Origin of the sequence: Thiomonas sp. FB-6, from assembly GCF_000377645.1 — a bacterium.
GTDB lineage: Bacteria > Pseudomonadota > Gammaproteobacteria > Burkholderiales > Burkholderiaceae_C > Thiomonas_A.
The window spans coordinates 28,945-42,342 of the sequence record NZ_KB898485.1; the positions used below are offsets into that span (position 1 = coordinate 28,945).

At 72.4% G+C, this 13,398-nt stretch carries 13 protein-coding genes; all 13 read right to left on the minus strand.

Translation table 11 applies throughout. The features are described from left to right. Positions 1–22: 22 nt before the first annotated feature. The 13 genes from fliE to D466_RS24470 all read right to left on the minus strand — a co-directional run bounded on the left by fliE (position 23) and on the right by D466_RS24470 (position 13,398). A complete protein-coding gene (fliE, locus tag D466_RS0112370) occupies positions 23–361 on the minus strand; it encodes a flagellar hook-basal body complex protein FliE (protein WP_018914032.1) in 339 nt (112 codons plus the stop codon). Between the two features lie 99 nt (positions 362–460). Further along, the gene (locus D466_RS25045) at positions 461–1,585 is read right to left on the minus strand and encodes a sigma-54-dependent Fis family transcriptional regulator (protein WP_018914033.1); all 1,125 of its coding nucleotides are present in this window, start codon (positions 1,583–1,585) and stop codon (positions 461–463) included. Positions 1,586–1,726: 141 nt separating this feature from the next. Continuing rightward, a complete protein-coding gene (locus D466_RS23965; protein ID WP_018914034.1) occupies positions 1,727–2,803 on the minus strand; it encodes a sigma-54-dependent Fis family transcriptional regulator in 1,077 nt (358 codons plus the stop codon). A 95-nt stretch (positions 2,804–2,898) separates the two neighbouring features. After that, positions 2,899–3,690 (minus strand): SPOR domain-containing protein, encoded by a 792-nt coding sequence (locus D466_RS22870; RefSeq protein WP_051083749.1) that lies wholly within the window; start codon positions 3,688–3,690, stop codon positions 2,899–2,901. Beyond that, complete coding sequence (motD, locus tag D466_RS0112390) at positions 3,687–4,538, minus strand: flagellar motor protein MotD (RefSeq protein WP_018914035.1); 852 nt, start codon at positions 4,536–4,538, stop codon at positions 3,687–3,689. The genes D466_RS22870 and motD overlap by 4 nt, the downstream gene beginning before the upstream one ends. 88 nt (positions 4,539–4,626) lie before the next feature. Beyond that, positions 4,627–5,220, minus strand: a complete 594-nt coding sequence (locus D466_RS0112395) for a PilZ domain-containing protein (RefSeq protein WP_018914036.1) — start codon at positions 5,218–5,220, stop codon at positions 4,627–4,629. Between the two features lie 57 nt (positions 5,221–5,277). Beyond that, positions 5,278–5,661 (minus strand): flagellar export chaperone FliS, encoded by a 384-nt coding sequence (fliS, locus tag D466_RS0112400; RefSeq protein ID WP_026285209.1) that lies wholly within the window; start codon positions 5,659–5,661, stop codon positions 5,278–5,280. Positions 5,662–5,686: 25 nt separating this feature from the next. Beyond that, positions 5,687–7,633: a flagellar filament capping protein FliD gene (gene fliD, locus D466_RS0112405; protein ID WP_018914038.1), complete on the minus strand. Its 1,947-nt coding sequence runs from the start codon at positions 7,631–7,633 to the stop codon at positions 5,687–5,689. 78 nt (positions 7,634–7,711) lie between these two features. Continuing rightward, positions 7,712–8,167, minus strand: a complete 456-nt coding sequence (locus D466_RS24460; protein ID WP_018914039.1) for a hypothetical protein — start codon at positions 8,165–8,167, stop codon at positions 7,712–7,714. An 80-nt stretch (positions 8,168–8,247) separates the two neighbouring features. Beyond that, complete coding sequence (locus D466_RS0112415) at positions 8,248–9,855, minus strand: flagellin (protein ID WP_018914040.1); 1,608 nt, start codon at positions 9,853–9,855, stop codon at positions 8,248–8,250. 182 nt (positions 9,856–10,037) lie between these two features. Further along, on the minus strand, positions 10,038–11,051 hold the full coding sequence (locus D466_RS0112420; RefSeq protein ID WP_156004258.1) for a hypothetical protein: 1,014 nt from the start codon (positions 11,049–11,051) through the stop codon (positions 10,038–10,040). Further along, the gene (locus D466_RS24465; protein ID WP_026285211.1) at positions 11,048–11,707 is read right to left on the minus strand and encodes a chemotaxis protein CheW; all 660 of its coding nucleotides are present in this window, start codon (positions 11,705–11,707) and stop codon (positions 11,048–11,050) included. The genes D466_RS0112420 and D466_RS24465 overlap by 4 nt, the downstream gene beginning before the upstream one ends. Then, positions 11,704–13,398 carry a hypothetical protein gene (locus D466_RS24470; protein ID WP_020610677.1) on the minus strand — a complete coding sequence of 565 codons (1,695 nt, stop codon included), beginning with the start codon at positions 13,396–13,398 and terminating at the stop codon, positions 11,704–11,706. The genes D466_RS24465 and D466_RS24470 overlap by 4 nt, the downstream gene beginning before the upstream one ends.

Below are 13,398 nucleotides of genomic sequence, written 5' to 3' on the forward strand. Positions count from 1 at the left end.
TCAAGGCGCCTCGCGCGCGGACTCAGGCCTGGATGTTCATGATGTCCTGGTACGCGCTGACCAGCTTGTTGCGCACCTGCAGCGCCGCCTGGAAGGACAGCGAGGCCTTCTGTGTGGCCAGCATCACGTCGCTCAGGCTGACGTTGCTGGTTCCGGTGGAGAACTGCGTCTGCAACTGGTCGGCCTGCTGCATCTGCGCGTTGACCCCGGCGAGCGCCGATCGCAGGGTGCCGGCGAAATCCCCCTCGGTGCCGGCGGCGCCCGCGGGCGCCCGGGCGCCGTCCAGCCGGGGCGATGCCGCCGCCTCGGCGGCCAGCGCGCGCATCTGCTGCACCAGTTCCTGCATGCGATCGACGTTCATCGGACGGATCTCCCCAAAGGCCAGGCGGCGTCAAGACCCTGACGCCAACCAGGGTGAAGCAAGACGCGTTCCAGACCTGCCTGCCCCGCCGCCCGGCGACTACGCGTCGTCGGCATCGTCGAAGGAGGCCGGCAACTCCAGCCCCGCCTCGCGCAGGCGCTGCAGCTTGTGGCGCAGCGTGCGCGGGCTGATGCCCAGGCGCTGCGCGGCCAGCTTGCGCGAGCCCGCGCTATCGCGCAAGGCATCGGCGATCATCCTGCGCTCGTTCTCGGCCAGCTCGGCGCCCAGCGCGCGCGCGCCCTGCCCCGGCAGGGCCGTGGCCGCGCCGGCGCCGGCGCCCGCCAGCGTTTCCATCGCGGCCGGTCGCACCATCTGCGGTGCCGGCGCGGGACGCGGCGCCGCGGCGCCCGGCGAGGCACCCGGCTGCAGCAGCAGGTCCGCGGCGGTGATGCGCCCGGCGCTGCACAGGATGGCCGCGCGCTGCATCACGTTTTCCAGCTCGCGCACGTTGCCGGGCCAGGCATGCGCGAGCAGCGCCTGGCGCGCCGAGCCGTCGAGCGCCGCCGCGGCCTGCCCGCCCGCGTACTGCTGCGCGAAGCGCCGCAGCATGGCCTCGGCCAGCGCAACGATGTCCTCCGGACGCTCGCGCAGCGCCGGCACGCGCAGCGGAAACACGCTGAGCCGGTAGAACAGGTCCTCGCGCAGCACGCCCTGGCCCACGGCCTGCTGCAGGTCGCGGTTGCTGGTGGCCACGATGCGCAGGTCCAGCGGAATGCGCCGGCGCCCGCCCAGGCGTTCGATCTCGCGCTCCTGCAGCACGCGCAGCAGCTTGGCCTGCAGCGAGGCGGCCATCTCGGTCACCTCGTCCAGCAGCAGCGTGCCGCCCTGCGCCTGCTCGAACTTGCCCGGCGCCGACTGCGCCGCGCCGGTGAAGGCCCCCTTGTCGAAACCGAACAAGGTGGCCTCGAGCAGGCTTTCGGGGATGGCCGCGCAGTTGATGGCCACGAAGGGTCCGGCCGCGCGCGGGGACTCCCGGTGCACGTAGCGCGCCAGCACCTCCTTGCCCACCCCGCTCTCTCCCAGCAGCATGATGCTCACGTCGGTGCGCGCCGCCCGGGCCGCCATGTCCATGACCTGCAGCATGGCGGCCGAGCGCGCGATCAGGCCCGCCGCGGGGGCGCCGGCCGCGCTGGGCGCTTCGGAGAGTCGGGGTGCGAGGGACATCGGGCTGGAAAGGAATCGGCACGCGCAAGCAGGCGGGCCCACGACGACATCCTACGCAATCCGCGGGCGCCGGCGCCGGGCCGCGCCTCCGGTGTCAAAGTCTTGACGTCGCGCGCAGGCGGCGCCGCGGGAGCCCGCCGCTCATTCCGCGCCTTCGCGCAGGTTGTACTTGCGGATCTTCTCCACCAGCGTGGTACGCCGCAGCCCCAGGCGCGCCGCCGCGTGCGCGATCACGTTCTGGCTGGCCTGCAGGGCCTGCTCGATGAGCGAGCGCTCGATGCGCTCCAGGTAGGCACGCAGGTCGATGCCCTGCGCCGGCAGCACCGGCTCGGCGGGCTCGGCCACCAGCTGCATCAGGTCGTGCAGCCCGTCGTCGTCGCTCCCGGCGTCGGCGGCCTGCGCCAGGCCCTGCGGCAGCGCCTGCGGGCCCAGCATCTTGGGCGGCAGATCGCGCAGCTGCACGGTGGCGCCGGCATGCAGGATCACCAGGCGCTCCATCAGGTTGTGCAGCTCGCGCACATTGCCGGGCCAGGCATAGGCGAGCAGGGCCTGGGGCACGCCGTCGCCCAGGCGCACCCTGCCCAGCCCCGAGGCTTCCAGGCCGCGCAGCGCATGCTCGGCGAGCAGCAGGATGTCCTCCCCGCGGTCGCGCAGCGCCGGAATCTGTACCGGCACCACATGCAGGCGGTAGTACAGATCCTCGCGGAAACGGCCCAGCTCGATGAGCTGTTCCAGGTCCCGGTGGGTGGCGGCCACGATGCGCGCGCCGGCCGCCAGGGTCTCGCTGCCGCCCACGCGCTCGAAACAGCGCTCCTGCAGCACGCGCAGCAGCTTGACCTGCAGCGCCGGGCTCATCTCGGCGATCTCGTCGAGGAACAGCGTGCCGCGGCCGGCCAGCTCGAAGCGCCCCTTGCGCGCCGACTGCGCGCCGGTGAAGGCTCCGCGCTCGTGGCCGAAGAGCTCGCTTTCCATCAGCTCGCCGGGGATCGCGCCGCAGTTGACGGCCACGAAGGGCCGGCCCGCGCGCGGCGACCAGGCATGCAGCAGGCGCGCCACCAGTTCCTTGCCGGTGCCGGACTCGCCCTGCACCAGCACCGTGCTGTCGGCACCCGCCACGCGGCGCAGCAGCGCGCGCAGCGCGACCATCTGCGCGCTCTCGCCGAGCAGCAAGGGCTCGGCGGCGGCGACTTCCTCGGCGTTGATGGTCGTGCTGCTCATGGCGTGATGACGCGCATTCTCGCACCGCGCGCGCGCGGTGCCGGAAAACCGCGCCGCGCGTCGCCCACGCGCAACGCCTGCGCGCCCCGCGCGGGCTACTTGGAGCCGAGATGGCGCAGGTAGCTCGCCTTGCGCAGCGGCTCCTTCAGATGCGAGCGCAGGCGTTGCGCCTCGGCACGGGTGGCGTAGGGACCCACCAGCAGCACGTGCAGGCCGTGGGGGCTGTGGGCGCCCCGGCAGTTCGGCAGGTGGAAGCGCTCCAGCCGGGCGCGCAGCTGTTCGTAGCTCTTGAGCTCGGCGAAGGCGCCGACCTGCACGTACCAGCCGGCACGGCTGCACACCGCGCTGGCGGCGCCGTGCGCGCGCGGGTGCGCACGCTGCGCGGCATGGTGCTCGGGCCGGCGCGCCGCGCGCGCGTGCGGCGCGGGCAGCGCAGCTGGGACGCCGGGCACGGCCGCGGCGGAAGCCCCCGGGGCGGCGCTGGCGGAGCCCTGCGGGGCCACGCCCGGTTGCACCTGCGGCAGCGCGAGGGCGGCGCCGCTGGCCGCGGCCTGCGCGCTGCGCGCGGCCTGCGCCAGCTGGCTGCCAGCGGCGGGCTGCGAGGCGCCCGACGCGGCCCGCGCGGGCGCCGCCGAGGCGGCGGCCGCGGGTGCCGACGCGAGCTTCGCCGCCGCGCTGGCGGCGAGCCCGGGCACCGAAGCGGCGGGCGCCGGGTGCAGTGCGGCCGAGGCGCCGGAGGCGGCCGGGGCCGGCGTCGGCGCCGTGCCCCCGCGCATGCGATGCACGGCGAACACGATGAGCGCGACGACGATGACCGCGGCGCCGACGATCAGGCCGCGGTTGATCCAGCCGAGGCGCTTCTGAATGTTGTCCAGGGGGTCTGTCACGATGGAGGGCTGTCGGGAGCGGGAACCGGGGCCGCGGCGGAGGCGGGCGCGCCGGGGGGCGCGACCACCACGCCACGATCGGCGCCCGTGGGTTGGTCGGGAGAAACGATGACGATGCTGACCCGCCGGTTGGCCGCACGGCCTTGCGGGGTGGCATTGCTCTGCACCGGATGATATTGGCCATAGCCGGCGGCCACGAGTTGCTGCGGAGCAACCCCCTGCCCGACCAGCATGTTCAGCACCGAAAGCGCGCGCATGGTCGAGAGTTCCCAGTTCGACGCGAACTCGGCGTTGTGGATCGGCTGGTCGTCGGTGTAGCCGTTGACCTGGAACTGATACGGCAGCCGGGCCAGGATGCGCGAGACCTGGGCCAGCAGGTCCTGCGCGCCGCCGCCCAGCTGCGCGCTGCCGGAGGCGAACAGCACGTTGTCGTGGATGTCGATGACCACGCCGAGGGGGCTCAGGCGCACCTGCACCTGGCCCTGGCGGATCTGCGGGGCCAGCCCGGCCGCCAGCGACTGCGCGATCTGCGCCAGGCGCCGGCGCAGCGCCTGGCGGGCGCGCTCTCCGCCGCCCGACTGCGTGCCCGCGGTGGGCAGCGGAGGCAGCTGGACCAGCCGCGCCCGGCCGCCGGCGCCGTCGGCTGCCTCCAGCGGCAGCGGCCGCGTGGGCTGGCCGGTGAAGGCCGCGACCAGGGTCTTGGACAGGACCTTGTACTTGCCCTCGTTGACCGAGGAGATCGAGTACATGACCACGAAGAACGCGAACAGCAGGGTGATGAAGTCGGCGTAGGACACGAGCCAGCGTTCGTGGTTCTCGTGTTCGTGCTGCGCCTTGCGGCGTCCCATGGCGTGGCTCCGGGCTCCGGGCTGGGGGCTCAGTCGCGGGCGCGAGCCGTGATCGGGCCCGGCCGCATGCGCGGGCTCATGCGCGGGCTCACAGCCCGGCGCGCTGGCGCGCGATCTGGCGGCGATGATGGCGGAACACGAAGCGTTCCAGGTCGTTCTGCAGTGCCGGCTCCAGGGTTTCGATGTCCAGCCTGTGCCACAGCAGCTCGCCTTCCACTTCCTCCTCGACGATCTGGCCCGGAAGCATCAGCGGCAAGGCGATGCGGTGGCGCAGCCAGATGCGCACCCACAGCCGCCGCCCGACGCCGATCGAGCCCTCGCTGGCCCAGTACAGGCGCCGCGCCGACAACACGCAGGAGCGCTCGCGCGGCAAGGCCTGCATGCCGCGCAGCGCGGTGCTGGCCATCAGCAGCAGCAGGTCCAGGCGGCGCTCCAGATGGGAGTTCGCGTCGGCGCGCGCGGGGTCGACGGACGCCGCAGGCTCGTCGAGCATCAGCAAGGCGCGCAGCAGCGTGAGGTTGTCGGCCATGACGTCGGCCAGCGCCGACTCGGGGGTGATGGTGTCCACCCAGTCCATCGGCAGGCGCGCGTGCAGGCTCACGGCCTCGCCGCGCACGGGCGCGGCGGCGGCATCGTCCAGCTCGGGCGGAAGGGTCGACGGCGGTGGCGGTGGCTGGATCATGGCGGCGCGTGCCCCGGGACGAAGGCTCAGGCCCCAGCATACCGCCTCCAGGCGTGATCAGGCCCGGCGCAGGCCTTCGATCCAGGCGTCGCGCAGGGTCGTGACCACCGCGGCACAGTCGTCCAGGGCCTGCGTGTCGTCGAAGATGTTGGCCTGCCCCATGCGCTCGAGCAGGTAGCGGTAGACGCCGGCCAGGCGCTGGCTGAGCTCTCCGGATTCGCTGGAGGCCGGATCGGGCAGCGCCACCAGCAGGTGCTCGACGATCTGGTAGGCGCGGCCCATGGCCTGCGCCTTGCGGTCGAGCGCCCGCTCCTGGATGGCGCCGCGCGCACGGCGCAGGTATTCCAGGATGCCGTCCAGGCCGAGCACCAGCAGGCGTTCCTCCTGGACCCCCTGCTGGCCGACCTGGCGATAGGCGTTCAACGCCGTCATTGCATTCATGGTTCAAGCCTCCTTGCTTGACGATTCATCCGACCGAGGAGCCGGAGCTGGTGTTGTAGAACGCGCTGAGATACTGGCCCACCGATTGCAGCTGGGCCACCTGCACCTGCATGGCCGCGAACTGCTGCTCGAGCAGGGCCGTCTGGGCGCTGGCGCTGCTCTGCAATTGGGTGATCTGCTGGTTGATGCCGGTGATCGTGTTGTTGAGCCCGCTGGTGGCCGCCGCGACGAAGCCGGTGGTGGTGTTGAGCGCCTGGGTCAGCACCGCATTCATCTGCTGGTACACGCCCTGGCTGACGGTCACGCTGCCCAGGCTGCCGGTGGCCTGCCCGGACACGTTGACCTTCAGCCCCAGCGCCGCGCCGGGGCCGGTGACGGTGAGGGTCTGGCCCGAACCGCTGGCGATCTGGCCGTTGACACTGCCCACCACGTCGGTGCCTGCCGCGCTGAGCCGGGTGGTGCCGATGCCCGTGCCGCCCGAAGTGGCCGCCTGGTCCGACACCACGCTGAAGGCTTCGGCGCTGCCGTAGGCGCTTGTCTGCAGTTCCAGGATGCCGTTGTTGTTCAGCGCGGTGATCGCGCTCAGCCCCTTCTGGCTCAGCGTGGCGTTGATGGTGGCGACGACGGCGTCGATGGTCGAGCCCGAGGCCAGGCTGACCGTCACGCTGGTGGAGCCGGAGCTGATGGTCAGGTTCTCGGCGCTGCTCAGGCCGCCGCTGGGCACCGCGCTGGCCGCCGTCAGCGAGGCCTGCGTGGCATCCGAGACGATGTTCACCGCGTAGGTGCCGGGCTGGGTGTCGGTGGTGGTCGAGACGAAGCCCACGCTGGCGTTGCTGGGCGTGCCCACCTGTCCGAACAGCCCGGTGACCTGCTGGTAATTGTCCGACAGCGCCGACGACAGCAGGTTGGTGTCGAGCTGCAGCGTGCCGTCCGTCGCCAGGTTCAGGCCCACGCTGCCCAGCGAGGTGTAGGCGCTGCCCGACACGGTGCCCTGCGCCTGCCCGCTGATCAGGCTCATCAGCTGCGTGCGCAGCCCCTGGATGGCGGCGTTGCCGATCAGCGGCCCGCTGCCCCCCGAGGCGCCGCTGCTGGCGCTGCCGCCGTAGGCGCTGACCGCGTTGAGGGCGCTCATCGCCGTGTTGTAGGCGCTGGCGAAGGCCTGCACCGAGGTGACGAAGGTGGCCGAGTCGTTGCCCACCTGCAGGGTGCTGGAACCGCTGGCCTGCAGCAGGTTCAGCGTGACCCCCGGAATGGCGCCGCTGACGGTGTTGCTGGCGCTGGTGATGGGCAGGCCGTTGATGGTGACCTGCGCGTTGCTGGCGCCCTGGCTCTCGGTCAGGCCGCTGGCGCCGGTGCCGGAGCTGTAGGCCAGCGAGGCCAGCGAGCCGGTGGCGCCGCTGACCCCGACGGTGAAGGCGTTGGCCGCCCCGGTGTTGCTGCCGGTGAGGGTCAGGCGGTAGCCGGTGCCGTCGTACACCACCGCCGCGCTGACCCCTGCCTTGGCGTTGTTGATGGCCGCGGCGATGCCGTTGAGGGTGTTGTTGCTGTTGTCGATGGTCACCGCGGTGGCGGTGCCCGAACCCACCTGGATCTGCAGGGTTCCGGTGCCCACCGTGCTGTTGGTCGCCGAGGCGAAGTCCTGCGAATACAGGTTTTCCGACTGCGCCAGCACGATGTTGCTCAGCGAGTAGCTGGCCAGCGGCGCGTCGGAGGCCACGCTGGCCGAGACCGCCGCCGAATTGCTCAGCGTAACCGTGCGATTGTTGACCTGGGTGACCGCCTGCAGGCTGGACACCGCCGTCTGCAGGGTCGACAGCGCGCTTTGCACCGTGCCCCAGGCCGACAGGGTGGTCTGGTAGGACTGCTCCTGGTTCTGCAGCAGAGTGATCGGCCTCTGGTAGGCGGCGCTGAGCTGCGTGACCAGCGACTGGACGTCGATGCCGCTGACCAGGCCTGAGAGGGAAACCGACATGCTGTACTCCAGGGAATGCTTCGGACTTGCGTTGGGCTGGCGTTCGGCGCGAAGACTACGGCATGGCGCGCATGGGCCTCAGGCCTTGGCGTTGATCAACGCACCCGCCGAGCCACCACCCGGGTTCTGCGACGCCTGCACGACCTGCTGCGCCGGCACGTAGTACTTGAAGAAGGTCTGCCGGGTCGACTTGTCCGACAACTCGACCAGCACCTGCCCGGGGTGTTCCCCGCTGGTGTCGAGCCCCGCGCTGAGGGTGACGCCGCTGGACTGTTCGAGTTGCTGGTTGATTTTCTGCACTGCCTTGTGCAGGCTTTCGGCGCTCACCTGCGCCGCGGCCTGCGACGATGCCCCGCCCTGCGCCTGCGCCTGCGCGGTGCCGGAGCCCGAGGCGGGCGCCGCGCCGGCCCCCGCCGAGCCGGACGCCGGCGCGTTCGCGCCGGAGGCGGACGAGCCGACGCCGCCCACGGGGGCGGCGCCGGAAACCGCCGGGACGCCGGGGTCGACGGTGGTACGAAGATTCGAGATGTCCATGACGGAGCTCGTCTCCAGGATCCTGGCCACGGGGAACCCGCGTGGGGCCCCCCGTGGTCCGAGACCTCAGTCGCCTGCGATCAGGGCAGGAGCTTGAGGTAGCTTTGCTGCAGCGCGTTCGCCTGCGCCAGGGTCGAGATGCCGGCCTGTTGCAGGATCTGGAACTTCGACAGCTGGGTGGTGGCGGAAGCGATGTTCGCGTCCTGCACCACCGACTGTGCCGACTGCAGGTTGGTCGCCGCGGTCTGCGCGTTGCTGACCGAGGCCTGCACCCGCTGCTGCACCGCACCCAGCGCGCCGCCCTGCGCGTTCAGCGAATTGATGGCCTGGTCCAGGATCGCGATGGCATGGTTGGCGCCGGCCACCGTGCTGACGTCCACGCTGGCCACCTGCGAGCCGCCCGAACCGGACGACAGCGTCGCCGCGGCGCTGCTGAAGCCGATGCCGGAAGCGTTGCCGATCGCGTACGAGTTGTTCGACTCGAACTGCACCACGCCCTGCACCAGCAGGCTGCCGGTGCCGCTGGTCAGCGCGCCGCCCACGGACGTCTCCGACTGGCTGCCGTCGGTGTTGACCGTGTTGGCCACGACGTTCAGCGAAGCCGTCGAACCCGAGGCCAGGCCCGAGGCCGCGCTACCGCTGCTGGCCTGGATGACGATGTTCTGTCCCTGGCTCTGGGTCAGCACGATCTCCTGCGTGCCGCCGACCACCTGGGTGTCCGCGGACACTCCGGTGGTGGCGGCCTGGTTGTTGATCGCCGAGACCAGCGAGCTCAGGTCGTAGTTGCCCGAGGTGCCGGTGACGGTCGCGGAGATGTTCACCGCGTTGGTCTGCGTGCCCGAGGTGCCGTTGCTCAGCGAGAAACTGATGCTGCCCGAGGCGGCGACCGTGAAGGCCACGCTGGTGTAGGCCTGCGCGGTCACGCCGGTCTGCGAGGACACCGCGTTGACGCTGCTGGCGATCGTGGCGGCGGACTCGTCCTTGCTGGAGATGGACACCGCGGCGTTGCCGACGGAGCCGGAAACCCCCAGGGTGCCGATGCTGAAGTTGCCCGCGCCGCCTGCGCCCGCGGAGCCGGAGGTGATCGTGAAGGCGCCGCCGCCCAGGTAGCCGTCCACCGAGTAGGCACCCGAGGTCGTGTACACGGCGCCCGAGGTGGTGGTCGTGTAGTTGCCCAGCGCGCTGGTCTGCGCGTTGCCCACCGACACGTTGATGATCTGGTTGGAGTTCGCGCCGACCTGGAACTGCGAGCCGGCGAAGGTGCCGTCCAGCAGGTTCTGGCCGTTGAACTGGGTCTGCGTGGCGATGGTCTGCACCTGCGCCAGCAGCTGGGTGACCACGCTTTGCAGGGACTGACGATCCTGCGTGGTGTTGGAGCCGTTGGCCGACTGCACCGCGATGGTGCGGATCTGTTGCAGCAGGTTGGTTTCGTTTTGCAGCGCGCCGGTGGCGGTCTGCACCAGGGACACCGCCTGGTTGCCGTTGGAGACGGCCTGGTTCAGACCGTTGATCTGGGTCTGGAAGCGTTGCGCGATCGAGTAGCCGGCGGGGTTGTCGGCGGGGCCGTTGATCTGCTTGCCCGTGGACAGCTGCTGGATGTAGGTGCTGAGACTGCTGGTGGTGTTGCCCAACGCGTTCAGCGTGTTGAGCGCATTGACGTTGGTGTTGATGATGCCGGAAATGGCCATGACGAAGCTCCTGGGAGAGACAGGGTCCGGCTTCCCTGCCGGACGCGGACAAAGCTGTCCGCAGCAGGCTCAACGTCACAAGCGCGGCGGACTTTAGGCCTCCGCCGCGCGCGCCCAGGCTCGGGCTCGCCTCGGCGGGCCCGCTGGGAATTCTTGTTTTATTGGAATATTTCGTTCCGTTATTAAAGCTCCAGCAGCGCCTGCTCCACCACCGCGCGCAGATCCCGCGAGGCCGCCGCCTGGGCCTCGCCCAGCAGGGGCTCCAGCGCGGCGCGCCCCTGCACCAGGGCCTCGCGCACCTGGGCCACCTCCCTGGGCAACTGGCGCAGCGCCTGCTCCACCGGCTGCAGCAGGTCCGCGGCCCGGGTGCCGGCCGCATCCGGCGACGGCAGCGCCTCCAGCAGCGCGGTGGCCTGCACGCACAGCGGCTCCAGATCCTGCACCACCGTGTCCAGCGCATCCCCGTGCACGCCGGGAATGAGCTCCAGGCGCTCCAGGGTCAGGCGGAAGTTCAGGCTCAGCAACTGCAGGGATTCGGCCAGGCGCCGCGCGCGCTGCAGGAATTCCCGCTCGACCTCGCCGCCCAGCGCCCCCAGCGCCTCGTGCACCTGGCCCAGGCAGGCCTGCACCTGCTCCACCCCGTTTTCGAGCCGGCGGGCCTGTTCGCCGGCGCCCTCCAGCGCCTGGGCGGACTGGCGCAAGGCCTGCAGCCGCGCCTGTCCGTCGCGCGCGGACGGCAGCGTGGGCACCAGGCGCCTCCACTCCTGTTGCACCTGCTGCAGCGAGTCCTGGGCGCTGCGCGCCGCCTGCAGCGAGCGCTCGCCCTGCTCGCGCAGGCCATCCTCGGCCTGCTGCGCGCGCAGCGCCAGGCGCTCGCGCTCCAGGCCGGCCCGGCGCATGGCCAGGCGCAGGTCGTCGAGCAGGCCGCGCCACTCCGGCGCAGCGTCGGCCACCGCCTCGCCACGCAGCACCGCGCGCACCGCCACGCGCAGCCGGGCCTGCTCGATGCGCAGGCTCAGGCTCAGGAACAGCGCGGCCAGCAGCAGCAGCACGCCGCCTCCGAGCACGGCGGGAGCCGTGGGCAAGGCGCCGCCCGCATGCGGCGCCAGCAGGCCCTGCAGCCACCAGATGCCGGGCAGCCACGCGCAGCACAGCAGGCACATCGCGACGATGGCTCGGGTCGGTGTGATTCTCACGCTCGGAACTCCGGTGGCTCGGCGTCTGCGGAGCGCGCGCCGTCGGGCGCTTCCAGACAGCCCTTGCACAAGGTGGGCACATGCAGCACGGGACAGACTTCCCCGCCGGACTCCGCGGGCAGGGGCAACAGCGCCCGCACCGCGTTCCACGGCGCGGGCAGGCCGGGCTGCACCTCGATCAGGCGTTCGGGCTGCTCCTGGTGGACCCCGCGCACCTGATCCACCAGCAAGGCCCACAGACGCGCGTCATCCTGGACCAGCAGCACGCGCGCGCCCTCGCGGCCCAGGCTCGGGCGCCGCCCCATCGCGGCACCGCAGTCCAGCACCGGCAGCACGCGCTGCTGCCAGGCGATGACCCCGGGCCACACGCGGTGCCGCCGCCCGGGCAGCTGCGCCAGGCTGGCGGCCAGCGCGACCTGGCGCAGCTGCCGGCTGTCCACCGCGCAGGCCTGGCCGTCGACCTCGAACAACATCCAGCTGCCGGCCAGCGCCGGGCCGAAGCCCATGGGCGGCAGCGCCTGCCCGCCGGGGCCTGCAGGCTGCGCACGCCCCGCCGGAGCAGCTGCGCGCACGGCCTGCCAGGAGGCGGGCGCCTCCAGCGGCGCGGCCTCCGACGGAATCTTGACGCTTTGGTCGCGCTGCATGGGGTCTTTCATGATCCCCCCTGTTCCGGCGCAGCGCATGCATCGGGCTCGCGCGTGGCCTGAGCGCGCGCATGCACCCAGGCGACAAAGCCCGGGTCGAGCAGCAGCGCCAGCTCGCAAGCCCCGGGCTGCAGCCCGGGGACCTGGGCCGGCTCGCTCGACACCGCCGCGGCGGCCACGCCCAGCGGCCCGCCGAGCACGGCGGGAAGTCCCCAGAAATGCAGCGCCTGCTGCTGCAGCACCTGCTGCACGCGCAGCGCGTAGCAGACCTGCGCGTCGCGCAGCAGCAGGTATTCGTCGGGGGCCTCCGGCTCCTGCACACCCCAGCATGCCTCCAGGGCCACCTCGGGCAGCGCGCCATGCTCGGTCAGCACCAGCGTGTCGCCCCGCGGCAGGTGCAACAGACGCGCCGGCGCCTGGACCTGGCCGATCACCTGGTCGGCCGGCAGCGCCAGGGTCCAGGACCCCAGCCGTGCCAGGCGCACCTGCAGCACGCCGTGCCAGTTCGACGCCGCGGCCGCGGACGGCGTGTCCTCCAGCGCAATCGGCGCCTGCGCGCCTGACGCCCGGCCGGCGGCCGCGAACGCGGCGGCCTGTCTGGCAAGAGCCTGCGCGCTTTGCTCCCGCTCTTCGCGCAGCGCCTGCGCGACCTGGGAGGCCGTCTCCGCTGCCGCCTCCGAGACCGCCTCCGAGACCGCCTGGGACACCGCCTGGGACACCGCCTGGGAGGCGGCCTGGGAGGCCGCCTCCGAAGCCGCCTCCGAAGCTGCCTGCGACGCCGCTCCCCATGCCGCTCGGGAGGCCGCCTCGCAAGCCGCCTGGGACGCCAGCGAGCGCGCCTGCTCGGAGGCCGCGGCCAGCGCCTGGGACAGGGTGTCGCGCAAGCCCTCCCAGCCATGCGCCTGGCCGCGCAACAGCTCGTTGGTCTGCGCCAGGCTCTCCCGCAAGGGCTCCACGGCCTGCCGCAGGCACTGCGCCACCTCCTGCGCGTCCCAGGCCGGCGCGAGCCCGAGCGCCCGAGCTTCGAGCGGCGGCTGCGCTTCGGGCAACGGTTCCGCTTCGAACAACGACTCCGGCTCCGCCTCGGGTACCGGGCCCGCCTCGGACAACGGCCCTGCTTCGGAGAACGCCTCCGCCTCGGGCACCGGCTCCGCCTCGGGCACCGGCTCCGCCCCGGGCTCCAGCTCCGCCAAGGGCACGGGCTGCGCGTCGACGACCCCCTGCGTGCCTCCCGGGGGCTCGGTCGTCTGCACGGCCGCGGGCCCGGCCTCGCCTGGACCTGCCTGCTCCGGTGCCGGTGCCGCTGCCGGTGCCGCCACCAGGTTCAGGCGCGAACGGGCGGCGCTGACGCCGATGCCCCGCGCGGGGGGCGCCTCGCGCAGGAAATCCTCCAGCACCTCGTGCAGCCCACGGACCAGGCGTTGCACGCGGCCGCACTCGGAGCCGGCCTGCGCGCCCAGGCGGGGCAATTGCACCAGCAACTCGCCCTCGAGTTCGCGGCAGGCGCTGGACAGGGGGTCCAGGCCGAGGAACTCGGCTCCGATGCGAATGCCCCGCAGGGCCTCGGCGGCGGCTCCCAGCGCCTGCTGATCGCGCCGGTCGCAGGCTTCCCGCACCGCGTCGTCGAACAGCGCCAGGAACTCGCGCGCATCGAGCCCGAAGGCCGCGCGCAGTTCACTGGGACTGGCTTGGGCGAGGTTCAT